Raw genomic sequence first — 21,715 nt, 5'->3', positions numbered from 1 at the left:
GAACCTATGATCAACAGGAAAGCTCCAAGGATGGGGCTTTTCTTTTTAAAATCAATTAAGGAAGTAATATTTCTTGACTATGTTTCTTAATATTTGCCGCCATTTTATCTATAGGTAAATCATCTGAGTCCGTTCCGAATGGCTCTTCAATAGATTCTCCAATCATTTCTAAAGCAGCTAACACATAAAATACAAATGGTACAGCGGCAATAACAAAATATCCCAATGAGAAAACATAACCTATCGGAAGTGTTGCTGTGTATAAGATAATAAAGGTTTTGATAAATGAACTATAACCCAAAGGTATTGGAGTATTTTTTATTCGTTCGCAAGCACCTGTAATCTCGGTAAAAGCATTTAACTCCTTATTTAGTGTAATGAGTTGTTCTCCTGATAATTTACCTTCTTGATAAAGCTTATTCGTTTTTTTAAAGATTAATGCGGCTACCTGATTTGGGCCATGCTTTTTATCGTCTAATTCTTTAAGTTCAGGATGTGCAGTTTCATCTAACATGAACCGGGTATAATCTGATTTAAGATATTCAGCGAGCGTTTCCGCAAATAAACTTATGGATTTCCTATAAAAGCTTCGATTTACTTTATCTTCAGGATCTAAATAAGCCTGCATTTTAATAGCCAATATCCGACTTGTATTTGTAAGGGCACCCCATTGTTTCCTTGCTTCCCACCATCGATCATAGGCAGTATTTGTCCGAAAAACCAATAATAAGGATAATACAAATCCCAATAAATTATGTACAATATTGATATTCTTTAGCCAACTCTTGTCAGATAATTTTAAATACTCCAACTCCCAATAGGCAATCCCCCAAGAGAATAAAATAGATATTATTAAGTAGGGTAGAAGACGCTTGAAGATCTTAAACGTATGGAGGTAAATACTTGTGCTGAGCCAATCTTTGGGGTTATATACAATCATTCAAATTTTTCTTTGACTATAGTCAGAAATACTCTAATTTCACGCAATATGACAAAAAACAGGAAAACTGTCAAGCGAAAAGTAATATCTGATCAAACCTATAAAAAACGGCTATTGATTTGGAGCATTGTTATCCCTGCTTTTTTGGTTTTATGCATATTTGCCTGGCAACACCGAGCAGGACTTGCTTACCTTTGGATTAAAGTCTTTGAAAAAGAAAAAATCAGTCAAGAAGACCAAGGAAAATTTGATGTGCGAAATATTGAATTAATGCGGAGGCATGACGATAAAATCTACGGAATTGATATCTCACAATATCAGGGAAACATTAGCTGGGATGAGGTAATGACCATCAATGATGAATTTCCAATAGATTTCATCTACATTAGAGCAAGTATGGGCGAATCTGCAAAAGACAGCAAGTTCAGTAAGAATTGGAATGCAGCTAAGAAAAAAAATAAACTACGAGGTGCATATCATTATTTTAGACCAAATGAAAACTCGGTAAAACAAGCTAAAAACTTTATCCGAATGGTTGATTTAGAACCAGGGGATTTACCACCTGTTTTGGATATTGAAGAAATGCCTAGAAACCAATCCATGGATAGTTTAAAAATGGGACTTAAACGTTGGTTAATTCATGTAGAAAAACATTATAAAGTAAAACCTGTTCTTTATTCAGGTGATAAATATTTTGCAGATTTCCTTGAAAAAGAATTTGGAGAATATACCCTATGGATTGCTAATTACAATTTTTGGGTAGAGAAACCTAAAAAGCATTGGAATATATGGCAATTCTCTGAAAAAGGAACAGTAAAAGGAATTAAAGGACCAGTAGACCTAAATATGTTCTCTGGAGATATTGAAGATTTGGAAGAGCTTTGTCTTCCTATAAATTAATTAGTATAAAAATATGGCATCATTTAATGAAATAATCCAAAGCAATGCATTAGTATTAATTGATTTCTCTGCAGGCTGGTGTGGACCTTGTCAAATGTTAGCACCAATCTTAAAGGAAGTTAAAGATGAAATGGGGGATCAACTTACTATTATAAAAATTGACGTCGATAAAAACCAGGCAATTGCTGCTAAATTCCAAGTCCAAGGAGTTCCAACATTGATTCTATACAAAAATGGAACACAAGTATGGCGTCAAAGTGGATTGCAACAAAAACATGAACTAGTTCGATTGATAAAATCTCATTTATAATCCCAAATCTCAATATTATGGGATTATTGATTAATCTATATTAGCAGTTTCATCAGAGGATGGATCTACCTTAGTCAATATCAACTTGTCAATCCGGTGTCCATCCATGTCTAAAACTTCAAACTCCAGGTTCTTATAGACTACTGTTTCTCCTTCTTGAGGGATATGATCTAACAATAGGAAAACAAGGCCTGCTACTGTTGTTAGATTTCCAATCTCATCTTCATCATCCTCATTAAGGTCTAGATTAAATAATTCGATAAAGTCATTTAATTGATAACTTCCATCAATAACAAATGACCCATCCTCACGTTTGCGGATTGTTTTCTTTTCTTCGTTTTCAGGAGAATCAAACCCACCAACTAATGAAGCTACGATATCGGTCATTGTAATGATTCCTTGTGGACTTCCATATTCATCTACTACAGCTGCTTGAAGAACCTTTGAGGACTTTAAGGTTTGTAGTACATTGTAGGCATAAGTGTTTTCATTGACATACGGAATTGGTTGTATTAATTCCGTCAAATCAGGCTGTCGTCCACTTAAATACTCCTTAAATAAGGTCTTAACATGAACCAAACCAATTACATGATCAAAATTACCATTACAAACTGGATATTCTGTATGTTCATCAGCTAATATAAAAGCCTTATTTTCATCAAAAGTTCGCTGAATATCTAAATAAGTGATTTTGCTTCGGTGTACCATTAAGTTAATAGCCTTTTTATCACCAAGGCTTAATACTCGGTCCACCATATCGTGCTCTATACCTTCAATCACACCACTATCTACACCTTCATCAACTAAGGCTTTGATTTCTTCTTCGGTTACAGTGTTCTGATTTGATTTAATATTAAAAAGCTTTACGATAAAGTCTGTTGAGACACTTAATAGCCATACGAATGGTTTTACAATGACACTCAAAATGGACATGGGTACAGCAATAAAACTTGCGTATTTCTCCGGAATAGCCATACCAATACGTTTTGGGACAAGTTCTCCGATTACTAAGGAAAGGTAAGTAATGACCAATACGACTAAAATAACGGAAACCTGGTTCGCATAGGGGCTTATTGCAGGGATGCTTGCCAATTGTGTTGCCAAATAAGTGGATATTGTCCCTCCAGAAAAGAAACCTGTCAAAATACCAATAAGCGTAATACCAATCTGCACAGTCGAAAGGAAACTATTGGGATGTTCTTTTAAGAATAAGGCTGTTTTAGCACCTTTATTTTTGTCAGCATGTGCTGCTAAGCGAGCTCTTCGACTTGATACAATGGCAATTTCAGATGCGGAGAGGATTCCGTTTAAAACGATAAGGATAAGAATAATAACTATTTCAGTGATCATAAATGTGAATGCACGATTTAAGCTCCAAAATACAAAATTTTCTAGGCAATGCAGATATATTTCTATTTTGATTTTAATATAACTGTAAAATCTATTCTGTTTTGCCTAATGAAATCTAAAATCCTAGCTATTTCATGCAACCGATTGATTAAAAAAAATATTTTATTTATTGATTGCTTATGTAGATATTGCGTTTACTTACATAGAATTATGAATGAAAAGTGAAGTAATGTCAACCAAAGAAACTGAAAAAAGCATTTTATCGGCAACAAAATTTAAGCTCAACGGAGAAGTACTATCTGCCACTCCATTTGGATCGGGGCACATCAATGATACCTTTAAAATAACAACAAACGCAACTTCCAATAATCTATATTTATTGCAGCGTATAAATCACCATATCTTTAAGGATGTTGATGGTTTAATGAATAATATTCAAGCCGTATGTAACCACCTAAAAATGAAGTTGGCACATTTAGGTGAAGAGGAGGTTTTGAAGAAAACAATGACCTTAGTTCCATGTTTAGATGGTAAAAAATACCATAAAGATGAGGAGGGTGATTATTGGAGAATCTTTTTGTTGATACCTGATACTCGTAGCTACGATATCCTGGAAACTACAGAACAAGCTTATTCGGGCGGTATGGCATTTGGACAATTCCAAAAACAATTAAGTGATTTAGACCCTAAAGAATTGGTGGAGATCCTGCCAAATTTCCATAACATCGAGTTTCGCTTGAACAACCTTAGAGATGCAATTGCTAAAGATCCTGTAAAGCGTGTTACTGAGGTTCAAGACCTATTAGATTATATCTTTGAACGAGAAGATAAAATGCGATGGATCCTTGAGATGGGACGTGCGAACCGTCTTCCTTTACGTATCACTCACAACGATACAAAATTCAATAATGTCCTTTTAGATAAAAATGATCAAGTACAGTGTGTTATTGACCTAGATACGGTTATGCCAGGCTATGTGGCTTATGACTTTGGAGATGCCATCAGAACGATCATTAACTCCGCTGCAGAAGACGAAGCAGATTTAAATAAAATACAGTTAAACTTTCCTTTGTTTCAATCATTTACCGCTGGATATTTATCGGAGGCTAAAGAGTTTTTAACGGATGATGAAGTCGATTCTTTGATATATGCAGTACATTTGCTACCTTATATGCAAGCCGTACGTTTCTTAACAGATTATATTGATGGAGATACCTATTATAAAATAGCTTATCCTGAACATAATTTAGTGAGAACTAAGGCGCAATTAAAGTTAGTTAAAGAATTAGAAGCCAATCATGATAAATTATCAGAGATCTTGGCTGAGTACCTGACAACAAAATAAAAAATGAAACATCTTGAAGTAAGTGAGATAAATGCGAACCATATTCAGTTGGATTACCACAGTATGGCCAGTATGTTGGAAGATCAAGCTTGGCATGGAATTGATGAAGTTAGTTGGAAAGCTGAATTCCCCTATGTTCCCAAAGTTAGATTCCAAATCGCTTATTCCAGTTCGCATATTTTTGTACATTATGATGTAGAGGAGGAGTTTGTTAAAGCAGCTAATATTCGACCAAACGAAAGTGTTTGGGAGGACAGCTGTGTAGAATTCTTTATTTCATTCGACCAAAAGAAAAACTATTATAATGCTGAATTTAATGTATTAGGGACAGGTTTAATAGGTTATGGTCCTGCCATTAAGGAAGAAAGATCTAGATTAGAAAATTCAGAAATTTTAAAAGTTGACACCTTTACACAGGTCAGAACATTAAATGGTGTTAAAACTTGGCAACTAATCCTTGCGATTCCAGTGGAAATCTTTGGTCTAGAGCTCAATGCTCTTAAAGGAACATCAGCTTATGCTAATTTCTATAAATGTGGAGATAGTTTACCGAGACCGCATTTTATTTCTTGGAATTTCATCGATAATCCAACGCCAAATTTCCACCTTCCAAATTATTTTGGTAAAATCAATTTTAGATAAGTAATTACTTTTAAGAACATAAGAAAGAGGTGTATTAGTTAATAATACGCCTCTTTCTATATTACTTGGACTTATTTCTTTGCGTTTATCAATTCAACCCAATTAATATAAGCTTCCAAGAATTTCTTCAAATACTTTGCAGTATCTTCATTGGTCAACTTTCCTTTATCATCAAAGCTATCACCTACATTCCCAATATACATCTCTGGCTGAGCTAATGTCAAGACATTTACGAAAACCAAACTTTGTCTTAAATGATGGTTGGAACCAAAACCTCCGATTGCACCAATTGATGAACTTATCACGCCTCCTGGCTTTCCATTCCAAACCGACTTACCATAAGGTCTAGATGCAATATCAATTGCATTCTTTAAAACGGCAGGCATAGAACGATTATACTCCGGAGTCACGAATAATACCGCATCTAATGCTTTTACCTCTTCACGAAAACTTGAATAATTTGACGGCTGTGATGGACTATCATCATAATCCTGATTATACATGGCTAATTCGCCTATCTCTATGATTCGAAAATCATATCCTTCAGGCTGATTTTCTATAATATAGTTTGCTATCTTACGATTAAAGGACTCTTTTCTTAAACTTCCAACAAAAATTCCTACTTGTTTATTTGCCATAATATTTTAGTTTTATTATTTATATAACAAGTTTCTTTTAGAATTGTTAGAAAGGATAAAGAATTATCTACCCATAAATTAGTAGAATTGTGTAATAATGAAGAATGAGTTCGCGGAAGTATGGTTTTATAATCAAGGGTGGCAAGCACATCAATTTCAGAAGGATTGTTGGGAGGCTATTGCTCAAGGCAAATCAGGAATTCTCAATGCTCCAACTGGTTATGGAAAGACCTTTGCCATTTGGTTTGGAGTCCTTCAACATTTTTATTCCCATAATCAAGATACGCTTACCTCAAAGTCTAAAAAACGAAAAGGACCGCATACCTTATGGATTACGCCATTAAGAGCATTGTCGAAAGAAATTCATAAAGCTACCAATCAAGTTTCCTTAGATCTTGACCTCGAATATCAAATAGAACTTCGTACTGGCGACACCAATACAGCTGAACGTCAAAAACAACGTAAAGCACCTCCTCATGCACTCATAACTACTCCTGAAAGTGTTCATCTCATATTGGCAACAAAGGCGGGACAGGAATATTTCAGCAATTTAGAGTTCATCATCGTGGATGAATGGCATGAATTAATGGGATCTAAAAGGGGAGTCCTTATCGAGTTAGCCATAAGTAGAATCAAAACTATTAATCCAAATCTTAAGATATGGGGAATATCTGCAACGATTGGTAACCTCGAATTGGCTAAAGAAATTTTATTGGGCCAATCTAATCAAGGCGTTTTAATCCAAGCAAATATTAATAAGGAGATTCAAATTCAAACGGTATTTCCCGATAGCTTGGAAAAGTTTCCATGGGCTGGCCATTTAGGAATCCGCTTATTAGATAAGGTAGTCGATATTATACATCAATATCGAACAACCTTGATATTTACCAATACCCGATCACAAGCAGAAATATGGTACCAACAAATCATAAGTCAATATCCCGAATTTGCAGGTTTATTAGCTATACACCATGGTTCTTTAAGTGATGAAGTTAGGATGTGGGTTGAAGAAGCAATACATGAAGGAAAACTTAAAGCGGTGGTCTGCACCAGTAGTCTTGATTTAGGTGTGGATTTTAGACCCGTAGACTGCGTTATACAGGTAGGATCACCCAAAGGTATAGCTAGGTTCTTACAGCGCGCAGGCCGATCCGGTCACCGTCCTGATGCAACTTCAATAATCTATTATGTACCAACGAATTCTTTGGAAATCATTGAAGGTGATTCGCTCAAGTACGCCGTAGAAAACCATATTGTCGAAAGTCGTATACCTTATGTCAGATCATTTGATGTTCTCATACAGTACTTAATGACGCTAGCAGTTGGAGATGGTTTTTATGCTGATGAAGTTCTTCAGGAAATAGCCCAGACACATTGCTTCGCTAGTATTAGCCAAGAAGAATTTGATCAATGTATGGCCTTATTAATTCACGGAGGAACCAGCTTACAAGCTTATGATGATTTTCATCGCTTAGAACTTGTTGATGGAAAATATAAAGTGACCAACAGAAGGATAGCCATGCGTCATAGACTTTCTATTGGAGCTATTGTATCAGATTTAATGATGCGGGTAAAATTCCTTTCTGGAAAGTATTTAGGTTCTATTGAAGAATCCTTTATTGCTAAATTAAATTTAGGTGATGTATTTTGGTTTTCTGGAAGACAATTAGAATTGGTACAAATAATTGCAAATGACGCCATTGTAAAAGCCTCTGAGAAAAAGAAAGGTGTTGTGCCTTCTTGGATGGGCGGTCGTTTTGCCATATCTCCAGACTTAGGAGTAGCTATTCGGCATAGCTTTAACAGCATTCATAAATCAAAAGGCATATCTGAAGAAATCGCCTATTTAAAACCTTTATTTCAAGAACAAAAAAGGTTATCTGCTTTACCAAAAGAAGATGAACTACTAATTGAATACATACAAACAAAATATGGAAATCATATTTTCTTTTATCCATTCGATGGTAAACTAGTTCATGAAGGTATGGCGCAAGTAATCGCTTATCGACTAGGAAAAATTAAGCCAGCCACTTTTAGCATCGCTAGCAATGAGTATGGCTTTGAATTATTAAGTGATACCGACTATGAATTAGATGAAGATCTACTTCATGAACTATTTAATCCTGCCAAGCTACATCAGGATATCAATTCGGGAATTAATGTGCAAGAGCTTGCTAGACGTAGATTTCGAGATATTGCAGGAATAGCAGGCCTAGTTTTTCAAGGATTTCCTGGAAAACAAATGAAAAGCAAACATTTACAGGCTAATGCTAGTTTATTCTTCTCAGTTTTCAGTGATTATGAACCCAACAACCTCTTATTACGAGAAGCATATGATGAAGTATTTGATTTTCAATTGGAAGAAGGAAGAATGCAACAAGCATTTAACCGCATAGCCACACATAAAATAATTTTTAGTAAGACAAATAAGCTCACTCCATTTTCATTTCCGATATTTGCTGAATCTTTCCGTGAAAAATACAGTAACGAAGATTGGCAAAGCCGATTGGAAAAAGTGAAAATGCAATTGTTAAATGAGTAAAAAGATCGTATTAAATGGGCTTGATGTCTTTCTATTAGCTCAAAAAAGTTTATATATCCCACAATATAATCTGCTTGTTATTTCAGATTGGCATCTTGGTAAACTGCAGCACTTTAGACAAGAAGGAATATTTGTTCCTGCTCCAGATCCTGAAGAAGAATTCCAAAAACTAAAAGTCTTAATCGAAGAATTAAAAATAAGGGAAATTATCTTCCTTGGTGACCTGTTCCATTCCAAATGGAATAAGCATTGGGATTTATTTAAATCCTTTATCCATAACTATAGGTATCAAATTCAATTCATTTTAACAGTAGGTAATCACGATATATTAGAAGAAAGACATTTTAAGGATACAGCTTTAGAATTGAAACATCATCATCTATTACCGGAAGGAATAGTCTTTTCTCATGAACCATTATTAGGGTTAGAGGATCATTTGTATAATATTGTTGGACATATACACCCCGGTTGTTTAGTGGAGGCAGGAGCAAGGCAAACCCTACGATTACCATGTTTTCACTTAGAAGGTAAATTGTTGACTATGCCTGCATTTGGAAAATATACAGGGCTTCATATCCTTCAAGTAAATGGAAAAAATCAATTATTTGCTATCGTAGGCGATAGTGTTATTGAATTAAAATAGGAGAGTTGTACAGAACCAATAAAAGGCTATTATTGATTTACTGGCGTTTTATTGCCAAAAGTTACCATAACCATACCGACAATAATAATTAAGGAACCGAGAATCTGCATCCAACTTAATGATTCCTTAAACCATAGAGCCATAGCCAATTGTACAGTTAAGAAAGTTCCTCCAGAACATAAGGCAATAACAATTGGTTGAGGTACGGTTTTGAATAATTGTACTAAAAACCACGATGCTGATAATAAAATCACATTGCCCAAAATTAAGCCTGTCCATTTGAAGGAAGGATTTATCCCACCATATTTAAATAAAATACTGGAACTGATTTGGCAAATCCAGAAGGCTACAAAGTATGCGATTTTCATAGGTATAAAATAAAAAGCTAAAATTAAGAAAGAATAGCTGAATATCCGACATATCAAAAAAGAAGGTCAACAAAATAACTTGTTGACCTTAATATAATTTGCTTAAATACTTATTTTAGTACTAATGTATAATCAGCAAGATTTAAATCCTCTTTCTGAAAATCTGCTTCCTTTATGCTGTTTATGGTAATGGTCAGTTCCTGTAATTTCTTTGGAAGGAAAGTGATGATTCCTTCTTTATTTTTACTGTGATACGCTCCATTAACGTGTAATAATACATGTCCCTTTTTCCAGCTTTTCACAATAAAATGAGCCATAGTAGCATCTTTTAATGCTTGTGAATAAATCATGTTGCTGGCATCATGTCCAGGTAACATCGCACTCATTTCGCGATAGGTGCTCAACGTGGTATCTACCTTCAATGGTAATGGTACCATCCATTTTTGACTTGATTTTGGAAAATCACTTAACACATTTACGCCCTTATGGTATACGGCATTCGCATAACGCCTTGGCACATTACTAGCAACTAACTTCAATTGATTTTCTCTAGCAAACTCCAGCATAGGCTTATAATCCTCTTTGTAATTTGGCCAAATTCGTGATTCTTGTTCAAAACTCTTTTGGTTTATTAATCCTGCAAAGTATTCATCAATTACAAATTGAACATCTGCCTCAAACATTTCCATGGCAAGTATGACTTGCTTGGAATTAGCCTTATGCAATTCCTGTAATAACTTCATCTCAAGCTGGTGTCCTGCTGCATTATCGTGTAATTCCCCAAAAAATAATAATGGTTTTACTTTTGCTTCGTCTACAATAACTTGAAGATTGACCTCTTTACCTGTCCGATCTAAAATCCTATTGGAATCTTGGGACCAAGTAAACAAACTGGTGAATAATAAAATAAAAAGCAGGCTTATTTTTCTCATACTACGTTTTCTAAGGACTGAATGACTAAACGCCAATCTTCACTTTCAGGAATATTTGGCTTTCTTTTACCAAAAAACTGGATTATTAAATTCCCTACTTTGTCAAAAGCCTCCACACTATGAACCAAACCCATATCCGTTGGCTTTTTAACAATCCATACTTGGTCTATTGCCTCATCTTTTAGGTGTAAATTGAATATTGGATCCAAAACATTGAGCCAAGGTCCGGTCCGAATAATTTTCTCTATTGGCCCAGTATGAATTTGCAAACAATTTGAATTTCCTACAAAGACCATGATGTCAAGCTTTAATGAAGATACTAAATTCATCAGACTTTCTACTTTCTTATTTGGAATCTGAAGACTGTATCCTTTTGGGGCTAATCGTAACGCCTGTAGTCTGGACAATTTAAATTTCTTTAACATGGGGAAGAAAGCATGTGTATCTTTCAAATCCTGCCAGGCAGCTTGAAATCCCATAACATCAATTTCTTTATCTGGGGTTTCAACTTTAGCCTCTTCTTCGAAGGGTAATACTGATACTTCCTCCTTATACCTATTTACATATTTGTCTAAAAATTTCTGATAAGCAATTACATTACTGTTTTCCGTTAAATATACTTTATGAATGGCAACACCATATTTATCAAAGAACTGAATGCTATTTCTATTGTTCTCACTTACCGCATATACGTATTTCCAATTTGTCATAAACAACCGGAGGTCGATATCTGGATTGACAATAAGTCCAATATGTTTATTGATACTTGCTTTACTATATGTTCCCTTTCGCTCATGAACAGCATAATCGTTTCTGGTAATAGCTAGTATTTCCTTCAAACTCTTAAATTCATTTAGGATTGCTTCAAAATCTGAATTTAATTGAATATTACTTTCATTGCAATTCACAAAATCTACCTCTGTAACCCCTAATTCTTTTGCAGCATCACGTATTCTAACTTTTGGATTCTTTATTTTGTATTGTTGATAGCGTTCAAATAATTCGCTTGTATTTTTTATAAGTTCCATGGTTGTATGTTTTAATTTTTTGGTAGTATACCTGGATAACCCAGGTTCATATCATTAATTCGCCTCACTTTAGTATGATAAATACTAAATATGGTTTCCTCACTTAATACTTCCTTAGGAGGCCCCCACTTCTTAATCTTTCCATCCTCCAATAGCAAGATATTATCGGCATATTGGGCAGCTAAGTTGATGTCATGGAGAATACAAATAACAATCATTCCTGCATTGGCCATTTTTCTGGCTTTCTCCAAAATAATTTGTTGATATTGAAGATCCAATCCGTTGATGGGTTCGTCCATTAATAATATCGCATTTTTCTGATTATGAATCTGTGCAAGAATTCGAGCCAAATGCACACGTTGTTGTTCCCCTCCAGAGAGTGTATATATTAATCGTTCCTTATAGGCCTGTAACCCCAATTCTTCCAAATAAACATCCACTATCTTTTGATCAAGCTGAGATGGGTTTCTATCAAAATGAGGATATCTTCCCATCATTACGATATCATTAACCCGTAGGTTAACACTCATGCTGTTATTTTGAGGGAGTACAGCACGAAATTTGGCTAATTCATTTATCTTATAGCCGCTTAATTCCTTCCCGTGAATCATTACTTGCCCAATTTGATTTGATATTTCTTTACTAATCAGTTTCAGCAAACTGGATTTTCCAGCCCCATTAGGACCTATTATAGCCAATAACTCATAGGCCGAAGCCTGAAAATTAATATTCTGTAAGATATTGTTCTGTTGAATTTTATAATTTAATCCCTTTACTTCAATCATCTACATCCTCCTTTCTTTGGTTGATTTTAATATAATGGCAATGAACATTGGCACACCCATGAACGCGGTTAATATTCCAATTGGTAACTCAGCAGGAATTACAATCGTACGAGCTATTAAATCGGCTAAGACCAATAGGCTTGCGCCTAATAGGATAGAGGCAGGAAGTAAGAACTTATGATCAGCAGATACTCCCATTCGTAATAAATGTGGTACGAGCAAAGCTAAAAAGCCTATGATACCCGATAATGCAACACATGCACCAACCCCAATTGCGCATAATATAACAATAGAACGTTTGGTCTTTTGTAAGTTAATACCCAAATGTTGTGCTTGTGATTCACCTAAGGTCATCGCATTCAGAGACTTTCCAAAATACATTAAACCAAACATGCTTATCAAGGCAAAAGGCAAAATCGTAATAACTGATTTCCAATTTGCACCACCTAAACTGCCCAAATTCCAGAAAGTAATGGTTCGCAACTGCTCATCATTAGCTGTAAAAGTCATTAAACCAATTAATGCACCAGCTAAAGCATTGATAGCAATACCAATCAATAAAAGCGTGGTAATATCCGTTTTCCCATTTCTCACTGAAAATTTATACAGCAATGAAGTCGTCAATAAGGCTCCGATGAAAGCAACAACAGCTAAAGCATAATAGCCTAAAAACAAAGTCAAACCTTTAAAAAGTGTGTTTCCAATCACGATGAACATCACGGCAAAAAGTGATGCACCAGATGAAATACCTATTAAACCTGGTTCTGCCAAAGGGTTTCTAAAAATCCCTTGAATAGCACAGCCCGAAATACCAAGTGTACCTCCGACTAAAACCCCTAATAATACTCTTGGAATTCGAATAGCCATCAATACAGCTTCTTGTTGATTATAGATGGTTTCCGAATTACCTGAATCCAACTGTTTTAATATGATCTTTCCTAAACTTTCTAAAGGTATTTCTATCGCTCCTACACATATGGAGAGTGTGCAGGAGCTAAATAGAAATAAAAGTAGAGAGATAATGAAGACCTTTTTATATTTTTCTATCATTCATGAATTTTAGTATGCAGTTCCTTTATGGCATTAGGCAACCTTGGACTAAAACCAGATAATAACTGCCCATCCATATTGATGATCTTTCCTTCTTTACCAGCACGCGTTTGTTTTACGCCTTGCACTTCCATAAATCCATTCTTATCACCTAAGCTGGATAAACCAGAACTAAACAATAGAATGACATCAGGATTGTAATTCACTAAGGATTCTGGTGTCAATGGCTTGTATTCTTCAAAGTCTTTGGCAACATTTAATCCACCTGCCAATTGAATCATTTTAGCAACTTGTGTATTATTTCCACCAACCATCATCGTTCCTGTACCACGAGCATAGATAAATAGAACTTTAGGTTTAGGATTTTCCGCTTCAAATGCTTGGACCAACTGAATATCTTGATCAAATCTTTTCAAAATGGAATCGCCTTTTACTTTAAGTTTCAAAGAGTCAGTTATAGACTTGATCATATTTCTAGATCCGTTAATGCTATATTCCTGATCAACAAGAATTACGCGCATTCCAGCTTGTCTGAACTGTTCAACCGTTTCTGTTGGTACTTCCTTAGTTCCTATTATCAAGTTCGGATTAAGAGCCAAAACAGCCTCAATTGGAATCTTTTTATTATGACCTACTTTGGGAACTTCCTTAAGACTTATAGGGTAGGTGGAGGATACATCAACGCCCACTAATTGTTTTTCTAAGCCCGCATCACAGAGAATTTCAGAAACCGTCCCATTCAAAGAGACAATCCGTAACGAATCAACTTCGATATTTCCATTGTCTGTTTTTCCGGAAATATTACATGAACTTATAGTAAAGCTGATTATACCAAAGAAAAATAAAGGGTTAATTCTTTTCATATTATTTTCCTTTTACAAGTTTGTATTCAATTTCAGGATAACCTCTTTTACCACCATCTTTCCCTGCACCCATCGCAATAAACTTTAACTTATAGATGTTACCAGCTTTATCTTTAATGACGTAAAACCTATCCTTTAGCGCTCCTGTACCCAATGTATTCCGCCATTTTGAACCAATTACATTACGTCCAGTTTTCAAGTTAATAGCGCTTAGTTTGCTAGCATCAAACTCATCATAGGATGGTTTACCATTTGTCTTTCCTTCTTTATCCAAAAAAACCACTTCAGCAGCTGAAACACCAGTTTCATGATTCAAGAATATCAAATCAGAAAAAGCATATGGAACTGGAGTATTAGGCCCCATCATCGTATAGAAACTAGCTTTGGTCCATACAAAGTCCCAATCATCTTTTTTAGGTTCTACATTCACTGCACCTTTACTAAAGGAGACATGTTTGAAATTAAAAGTATTGTCTTTTGTAATGGTTAAGGTCTGGATATTGGTTGCATCTATTGGTGCATATTGCAAGTTGTATGCATTTGTACCACTTCTAGTAACTTTAACTTTCCATAGTTCATCTTTCTTTACGGATGCAAATAAAGGATTTACGATGTACACCTTGTTTTGATTTTCCGTCGCATTTACCTCTGTAATAACACTTTGATTTACACGTCCAGCGGTATCATCATAAAGCTTTATTTTTTCGGGTTTCGTGTCGTAATCCAATTTACTAAGATCAACATTCGAAGAGTTAACTGCTTTTATATCTGTTTGAGAAGTTTCAATTGCAGACATTCCAACTTGATAATTTAAAATTACCCGAAAATCAGCAGCACAATAAAAACCCAATGACCAATCTTTCCTTTTTACGGAATCTTGTTTATCAGTACTAAGGTCAACATAAACAGCATTTGCGGCATCCAGTCCGCCAATTCCCCCATTTAAGGTCAATTTATTGCCATCTGAAGGTTTTATTTCCGGTAATGGACTTTCTGTTCTTTCACAGGATCCAAAAGTTATAAGTGCTAGTAAAGCTACGGCAGCGTAAATAGTATTTGTTTTCATTTTGTTATTTATTCAAATTATAGAGTAATCCAAAGAAGTAGGAGCGTCCATAAGCAATGGGTACCGACGATACATTTGATGTATGTGCTCCTGAACCGGTATTTGCAGTATTGTTGATATCTGTAGTATTTGTTAGGTTTCGAACGCCAGCTTGGACGCTTAGTCCTCGGAAAAGATCCTTGTTCAAGCTAAGGTCTAACTGATGAAATGCTGAAATAGAAGTCTGTCTAGCAGAAATTTGATTGTCAGTCTCTTGAACTGTTTCAAAGCCAGGCCGTTTTCCATTGTATTTATAGAAAATAGAAATGTTGGATCTCCACGTTGGTATATCCTGCGAAAATGAAGCATTCAATTCCGGTGTCCATAAAAATTCCTTTAAGTCCGGATACTGTTCCTTAAGCCTATTGAATCTTCCTACCAGAGCTAAGCCCAAATCTAGACGACTGTTTTTATAGTGAAGTTGATTTTCTAAACTTCCACCAGTAGTTTTATAGAAATCTAAATTCTGATAGGTATTTATTCTATTATCCCCTGGTTTTAAACTCAATATTATCAGGTTATTAAATCGATTATAAAAACCGTTTATGGAACTTTTTAACAGGAAATCTTTCGTTAAGGACTTTTGATAATTAAGGTTTGCAATAAAACTATTGTTGTTTTCTGCTTTCAAATTTGTATTCCCCTCAATTTGGTGATTCGTATCAAAGAAATTAAAATAGAGATCACGTAAGTTTGGTGCTCTGAAACCCCTAGCATATGATAGTCTCAAATCAAAATCTGAATTGATGATAAACTTACTGTTGATAGATGGAATAACAGGAGGGGAGTCATAAATGGAATTATGAATGAACCGTAACCCAGGGCGAACCAACAACCATTTGAATGGCTTATAATCTGCAGAAATATAGGCTGCTACATCATAAAGCTCTGCATTATTTTGTATTCGAGCCCCGGATCCACGGTCAAAATCAAAATCTAAACCAGCAAGAATGTCTATGGTAGAATGCAGCTGGTAATTAGCAGTTAACCGCGCAAATGTTTGTGAAAATTTAGAAATATCTTGTTCTCCAGCCTGAGTACTCAATTCCACGGTACCTGTTTCCAAATTATGTATTTTAGTAACAGTCGAACGCTTATAGTTTTGTTGAGTAAGTGACCCCAATAAATGGAACCGATCAGTGAGAGACCATTTGCCTTGAAGAACTTGGGTAAAACGATCTGTAAAATAATTTTTATCGGTATATCGATAGCTAGGCAAAATTTCTCCAGGAGTAAAAATATCCTCATTTAGATATTGAAGTTGATAGAATATATGCAGATGGTCTTTATGATAACCTAGTTTACCACTGGTCAACCACTGTTCTTTAGGTTGCCAAGTTAATGCCCTTCCAGTTTCCTTTCCTTGATATCCACCAAAAGTATTGCGACTACCAGTCCAGTTTATATACCAATCCCTATCTTGAAATTGAAGATTAGCATGTACGTTATGTTTTCCTTCTTTATCACCCGGTCTATATTCCGTATTGACCGTTTCTTCGATCATTCGCAATCCTACATTCCATTTCTTTTTCGATTTGGTAGGATCTATACTGATGATATTGATAGCACCAGCTAAAGCATCCGTGCCATATAATACGGAAACAGGACCTTCAACAATTTCTATTCGTTCAATATTGTTCACATCAATTTGTGACAGACTCTGTTTCGTACTCCCTCGATCAATTATAGGGATGCCATCCAATAGAATCTTTACATTTTGTCCGGACATCCCCATTAATTGAATATCCGACTCGCCTAACACTAAATCATTTGAAAATCGAATACCTAATTGGTTTTGTAATATTGTCTGCATATCTGCAGTTCCGCGTCGAATAATTTCCTCTCGGTTAATCACTCTCACATTATAAACAGATTGTTTTAATGAGGTTGGTTTAAACTGCGCAGTTACCACAACTTCATCTATTTGCTTATTCATTGCTATAGAATCTTTGGTTTGAGCATGTATAGCACTGTTTGTAAACAGAAGTAGAGAAAGGATATATATTTGTTTCGACAACATTATTTAGAATCATTATAAACAATGATACAAACATAGGTCTTGTTTAGAATTGTTCCAAATAACTAAAGGACGTAAAAGGAAATTTTAATTTAATAATCGGAAATTTTTAAAAATATTAAGCAATAATAATCAACTAGAGTAATAGGGGAATACATCCATAAAAATAAGATGCTGATTAAATATTAATACTAATCCCCCTATATATACTTAGGTAGTAGATACATGATTGCCTTAATACACTATCGGAATTTCAAAGGAAATTATACGGATCTTTTTCGGATCTCGTTCGCTCCTAACCGAACGAGATCCGAAGGAGTTCCGAACAAGTTCCGAAGGAGATCCGAAGGAGTGTCGAAGGAAACTCCTTTAATTAGATAGGAGATATGAGACATGAGATTTGAAATATTAGTTTGAAAGTAGAAGAGAATGGGAAGTGGATTTAATCTTATAATGTTGAAATTATTTAAAATAACTGAAGAGATTCTTAAAAAAGAAAACCGTCTAATAATTAATCAGACGGTCATTCAGTATAAACAGTAAAAGTTCTCAATTATTTGTTTAGGAGCTATTTATTATTCTATCATTGTTTCCATAATATTGATAGACATTGCCTTGTATAATTGATTTTTAAGATAATCATAAGAAGCATTAAGCACTTGATTTTTTGCTGCATTATAGGCAGATATATCTACTCTTCCGAATTCAAATTTTGTCTGTGTTGTTTCTAAGGATTTCTCTGCAAAATTCATGTGTACAATCAGACTAGGTTGTAATTCGTCGAACTGTTTGATTTTCTGTCTTTCTAATTGAAGTTTATTGTTTAGGTCCAAAGTAGTCTTGGAAATCAGCTGTTCTTGTTCTAAAAACTCCATCTTCTTTAAACGCCTGGCTTGTAGACGATCACCACGAGAAAAGATAGGAATACTTAAGTTCAAGCCTAAAAATTGATTTTTATTATTTCTTAATTGACTGCCAAACTGTAAGGAAGTATCAAAAATATCTTTAATCTTATTGGAATAAAATGTTCCATAATCATAGGATAGACTAACTCTTGGAAGCACAGGGCCTAATAGTTGGGTATATTCATGCTCCATTTTTCCCAATCTCAGTTTTTCCAATTGAATAGCTGGATGATTTTGAATTTCTAGGGTATTCGGAACAGCAATTGCCTTGTTAAATACTAAAGTTATGTTATCAGGCAATAAATCCTGATTATTAATCAATTGCATTAAGCTCAACTTCTGATTAGCCTCTTCTTGTTGTGTTTGGAGGAGCAGCTTTTTTTCTTGAATGACTACCACTTGTATATCTTGTTCATCACTCTCTGGCTTTGCGCCATCTTCAACCTCTTTCTGGATCCTTTCTAATTGCTGTTTGGAATTTACTAGTTGACCTTCAATAACTTTTTGCCATTCCTGTGCTGCCAAGGCATCATAATACTTCTGAATAACTTGAAGGATAAATTCACGTTCGATTACTGCTTTATTTTGTTGAGCGATCAAAAAGTCATCGTTACTAAGTTTTGACTCCCATAGTTCATTAAAATTAAATAAGTTTAAAGAACCTTCAATTCCCAGGTTATCCGACTGTATGTTGGAGCTCACACGTGTATTAGAGGCAGGATCAATGGATGATCCAAACAAATATCGATGCGAACCGTAGGCATTGATTTGAGGAAGGAACCTGCTGGCAGTTGAACGTTTTGCCTTCTTCATACGTAAAACCTTAAGTTGTTCAATTTTAAAGTCAAGTTTGTTTTCCAAACCGAGCTGAATGCATTCGTCTAGTGTTAACACCTTGGTCTGTGAGAATGCCCATGTTGGCATTCCACAGAGAAGGCTAACTAAACTCAAACAAAATATTGTAATAAACCTATTCATATTTTAGGTAAGATAAAGTATTGATTTTCGTTGCTTTGTAAGCTTTGCTCAGAACAGTAACCATGGTTAATAGTAACAAACCGACAAAAGCTATGAGGTAAGAAATCCAAGATATTTCAATGCGATAGGCGAAGTTTTCCAACCAAGATTGAATCAAATAATAGGAGGGAACTACGGTCAGTAAAAATCCAAGCAGAAACAGTATAAAGTAAACCATTGTCAGTTGCTTTAACAGATTTGGCGTTTCTGCACCCAATACTTTTCGAATGGCAATTTCCTTAAATTTACGCTCAATGGTAAAGGATGCCAATGCAAATAAGCCAAGTAAAGCAATAAATACCACAATGCTATTTAGGATATTGAATAAATTACGTTGTTGTACATATTTGGCATACGTATTCGCAAATGCTTTATCCACAAATTCATATTCAAAGGGGAAATATTGATCCACTCTTTTCTTCCAAAAGCTTTCTAATGCAGAAATACCATTTTCAAATTTGCTAACATCCATCTTTACGTAAATGGAATTTACATAGGCATTTACATCAGGATTTCCATTGAGGTTAACAAAAATCATGGGATTCACATTTTGTTCCAGGTCGAAAGAATTGAAGTCTTTGACCACACCAATGATTCTTCGGTCTTTACCCCACCATTTGATGACTTTATTTAGCGGATCAGCCATTTTTAATTCATTTACAGCTGTCTCGTTAAGGAGAATAGATTCCAAGGAGTCTGATGCCAATTTAGAATCAAATGAACGGCCAGCAGCTAATTTGATCTGAAGCATGTCCAAAAAATGCTCATCCATCCCGATATTAGTTACCTGAGAGGTATTCGTCTGGTAATTTACAGTGGTACTGCTGACCGTCACTCCATCTGATAAGGAGAAGTTCGTTACGGACAAGTCCTGGACACCAGGTACTTTCCGGAGTTCCTGCTCAAATGTCTTATAAAACTCAAAAGCATTCTTCTTTTGATTGGGTTGAAAGTTAATACGGATAATTTGATCTCCTGTAAAACCTAAATTCATTTTACCTAAGAAATCGATTTGTTTATTGGCATTTACACTCACCAAAATAAAAAAGGTGGCAATTGCAAACTGAAGTACCAGGGAAGCATTACGGACAAATTTGCCAGCCTTACTACTTCCATATTGCCCCTTCAGCATATTTTGCAAGTGTATATTTGATAAGAAGAGGGCTGGAAAACTACTCACCACAAGAACCATAAGGATCATGCTGATAAAGAAAATTGATATTTCTTTTAGTCCAACAACTATATCGAAGTTCAATAATTGATTATAGAATGGGCTAGTCCACTCCACCAAAACGAGTGCAAGTACAAAGGAACTAACAAAAATTAGGCTTGTTTCAAATAGATATTGCAAGTAAAATGTCCATGAATTACTTCCCATAACCCTTCTTAATCCCATTTCTTTTCCACGTTTTAAAGCTTGGGTAGCTGTAAGGTTAATGAAATTGATGAGTGACAATAATAGAATCAATCCAGCAAAACCAATATTCAAATAGAGAAAAAGGTGATTGCTTAAACCTTCTGGAAGGAGAGAGGCCTTACTTTCCTGGTACAATCTAGATAAGGGCTCTAAGGTGAAGATTATATCATTACCTTCTTCTTTATAGGCTTCCAGACTAATTCCCCTATTTTTTGCACTCATGGCTAAAAGGTGGCTTTCATAGGCACTATAAATCTCTTTAGTTAATGTTTCTTTTGACACATTTTCCTTTAGTTTGATCAATGATCCTGCACCGAAATTAAACCATCCATAATCTTCTGTCTGAACATTTTTATTCCAATAGGTATTGATGGCTATTGGAAGTACAGATGATTTTGCATTTAACCTATAGATTAATTTAACGGTCCATGCTTTGCCATAACTATCTGTAATGATTTGGTCAATCCCAGCCGTTAAATTTCCAAAAAGAGATATTGCATAAGATTCCTCTAAGGCGATAGCATCGACAGTTTCTTTAAACCCTTGATAACTTCCTGTTATCTTTTCAAAAGGGAAATACTCAAAAAAATTCCCCTGAGATCTGAAGTTCTTTTTTGTGTTGACAACCTTACCTTTGAAAGCATAACTTTCTTGATGATAAAACCCATCCAAATAACAGTAATCTGCTATCAAATCCTTCTGTTTTAGATAATAGGACATGATATTAGGTTGGTATGCTGTAGAATATTCTTTAGATAAAGGAGTACGCACAATTTGATAAATATTCTCCTTTTCCGAATTCCATTGGTTTATGGATTTTTCTGCTGTCCAATAGGATAGAGCCAACATACTTATGGCAAAACCTACCGCCAAACCGACCACAGTTAACAAGCTGAAGAACTTGTTCCTCATACAGTT

Annotated in this window: 19 protein-coding genes; 6 read left to right on the top strand and 13 right to left on the bottom strand. The window is 35.0% G+C overall.

What is annotated here, in order from left to right; genetic code table 11:
- Positions 1 to 55 precede the first annotated feature (55 nt).
- Positions 56 to 940: a bestrophin family protein gene (locus ABD676_RS11370; protein ID WP_344674803.1), complete on the bottom strand. Its 885-nt coding sequence runs from the start codon at positions 938 to 940 to the stop codon at positions 56 to 58.
- 48 nt (positions 941 to 988) lie between these two features.
- On the opposite strand from ABD676_RS11370, the gene ABD676_RS11365 reads away from it, so the two are divergent.
- Positions 989 to 1,840: a glycoside hydrolase family 25 protein gene (locus ABD676_RS11365; RefSeq protein ID WP_344674802.1), complete on the top strand. Its 852-nt coding sequence runs from the start codon at positions 989 to 991 to the stop codon at positions 1,838 to 1,840.
- Between the two features lie 13 nt (positions 1,841 to 1,853).
- Positions 1,854 to 2,150: a thioredoxin gene (gene trxA, locus ABD676_RS11360; RefSeq protein ID WP_344674800.1), complete on the top strand. Its 297-nt coding sequence runs from the start codon at positions 1,854 to 1,856 to the stop codon at positions 2,148 to 2,150.
- Between the two features lie 30 nt (positions 2,151 to 2,180).
- Here trxA and ABD676_RS11355 read toward each other — a convergent pair whose 3' ends face one another.
- Positions 2,181 to 3,500: a hemolysin family protein gene (locus tag ABD676_RS11355; RefSeq protein WP_344674799.1), complete on the bottom strand. Its 1,320-nt coding sequence runs from the start codon at positions 3,498 to 3,500 to the stop codon at positions 2,181 to 2,183.
- A 229-nt stretch (positions 3,501 to 3,729) separates the two neighbouring features.
- On the opposite strand from ABD676_RS11355, the gene ABD676_RS11350 reads away from it, so the two are divergent.
- Together ABD676_RS11350 and ABD676_RS11345 are read left to right on the top strand one after the other, a co-directional pair.
- Positions 3,730 to 4,845, top strand: a complete 1,116-nt coding sequence (locus tag ABD676_RS11350; protein ID WP_344674798.1) for a phosphotransferase enzyme family protein — start codon at positions 3,730 to 3,732, stop codon at positions 4,843 to 4,845.
- Positions 4,846 to 4,848: 3 nt separating this feature from the next.
- Entirely contained in the window at positions 4,849 to 5,487 is a 639-nt protein-coding gene (locus tag ABD676_RS11345; protein ID WP_344674797.1) for a carbohydrate-binding family 9-like protein, read from the top strand.
- Between the two features lie 71 nt (positions 5,488 to 5,558).
- On the opposite strand, the gene ABD676_RS11340 is transcribed toward ABD676_RS11345, so the two are convergent.
- Positions 5,559 to 6,125 (bottom strand): NADPH-dependent FMN reductase, encoded by a 567-nt coding sequence (locus ABD676_RS11340; protein WP_344674796.1) that lies wholly within the window; start codon positions 6,123 to 6,125, stop codon positions 5,559 to 5,561.
- A 97-nt stretch (positions 6,126 to 6,222) separates the two neighbouring features.
- Between ABD676_RS11340 and ABD676_RS11335 the strand changes: the two genes are divergently transcribed.
- The gene (locus tag ABD676_RS11335; protein WP_344674795.1) at positions 6,223 to 8,667 is read left to right on the top strand and encodes a ligase-associated DNA damage response DEXH box helicase; all 2,445 of its coding nucleotides are present in this window, start codon (positions 6,223 to 6,225) and stop codon (positions 8,665 to 8,667) included.
- Complete coding sequence (gene pdeM / locus ABD676_RS11330) at positions 8,660 to 9,310, top strand: ligase-associated DNA damage response endonuclease PdeM (protein ID WP_344674794.1); 651 nt, start codon at positions 8,660 to 8,662, stop codon at positions 9,308 to 9,310. The genes ABD676_RS11335 and pdeM overlap by 8 nt, the downstream gene beginning before the upstream one ends.
- Positions 9,311 to 9,339: 29 nt before the next feature.
- Here pdeM and ABD676_RS11325 read toward each other — a convergent pair whose 3' ends face one another.
- From ABD676_RS11325 to ABD676_RS11280, 10 genes are all read right to left on the bottom strand, one after another.
- Complete coding sequence (locus tag ABD676_RS11325) at positions 9,340 to 9,678, bottom strand: DMT family transporter (protein WP_344674793.1); 339 nt, start codon at positions 9,676 to 9,678, stop codon at positions 9,340 to 9,342.
- Between the two features lie 110 nt (positions 9,679 to 9,788).
- Positions 9,789 to 10,610 carry a ChaN family lipoprotein gene (locus ABD676_RS11320; protein WP_344674792.1) on the bottom strand — a complete coding sequence of 274 codons (822 nt, stop codon included), beginning with the start codon at positions 10,608 to 10,610 and terminating at the stop codon, positions 9,789 to 9,791.
- The gene (locus tag ABD676_RS11315) at positions 10,607 to 11,638 is read right to left on the bottom strand and encodes a hemin-degrading factor (RefSeq protein ID WP_344674791.1); all 1,032 of its coding nucleotides are present in this window, start codon (positions 11,636 to 11,638) and stop codon (positions 10,607 to 10,609) included. The genes ABD676_RS11320 and ABD676_RS11315 overlap by 4 nt, the downstream gene beginning before the upstream one ends.
- Before the next feature lie 11 nt (positions 11,639 to 11,649).
- Entirely contained in the window at positions 11,650 to 12,423 is a 774-nt protein-coding gene (locus ABD676_RS11310; protein ID WP_344674790.1) for a heme ABC transporter ATP-binding protein, read from the bottom strand.
- Positions 12,424 to 13,473, bottom strand: a complete 1,050-nt coding sequence (locus ABD676_RS11305) for a FecCD family ABC transporter permease (RefSeq protein WP_344674789.1) — start codon at positions 13,471 to 13,473, stop codon at positions 12,424 to 12,426.
- Positions 13,470 to 14,336: a heme/hemin ABC transporter substrate-binding protein gene (locus tag ABD676_RS11300; RefSeq protein ID WP_344674788.1), complete on the bottom strand. Its 867-nt coding sequence runs from the start codon at positions 14,334 to 14,336 to the stop codon at positions 13,470 to 13,472. Before ABD676_RS11300 ends, ABD676_RS11305 begins: the two co-directional genes overlap by 4 nt.
- Position 14,337: 1 nt before the next feature.
- Positions 14,338 to 15,402 (bottom strand): HmuY family protein, encoded by a 1,065-nt coding sequence (locus tag ABD676_RS11295; protein WP_344674787.1) that lies wholly within the window; start codon positions 15,400 to 15,402, stop codon positions 14,338 to 14,340.
- Positions 15,403 to 15,406: 4 nt separating this feature from the next.
- Positions 15,407 to 17,377, bottom strand: coding sequence for a TonB-dependent receptor plug domain-containing protein (locus ABD676_RS11290; RefSeq protein WP_344674786.1), 1,971 nt, complete (start codon positions 17,375 to 17,377; stop codon positions 15,407 to 15,409).
- Positions 17,378 to 18,033: 656 nt separating this feature from the next.
- Positions 18,034 to 19,287 carry a TolC family protein gene (locus ABD676_RS11285; RefSeq protein ID WP_344674868.1) on the bottom strand — a complete coding sequence of 418 codons (1,254 nt, stop codon included), beginning with the start codon at positions 19,285 to 19,287 and terminating at the stop codon, positions 18,034 to 18,036.
- A gap of 46 nt (positions 19,288 to 19,333) precedes the next feature.
- A complete protein-coding gene (locus tag ABD676_RS11280) occupies positions 19,334 to 21,709 on the bottom strand; it encodes an ABC transporter permease (RefSeq protein WP_344674785.1) in 2,376 nt (791 codons plus the stop codon).
- Positions 21,710 to 21,715 lie beyond the last annotated feature (6 nt).

This window comes from Sphingobacterium kyonggiense (genome assembly GCF_039536825.1).
In the GTDB taxonomy this organism is placed as follows: domain Bacteria; phylum Bacteroidota; class Bacteroidia; order Sphingobacteriales; family Sphingobacteriaceae; genus Sphingobacterium; species Sphingobacterium kyonggiense.
Note: the sequence above shows the minus strand (reverse complement) of the source record. Positions and strands in the feature narration are given on the sequence as shown.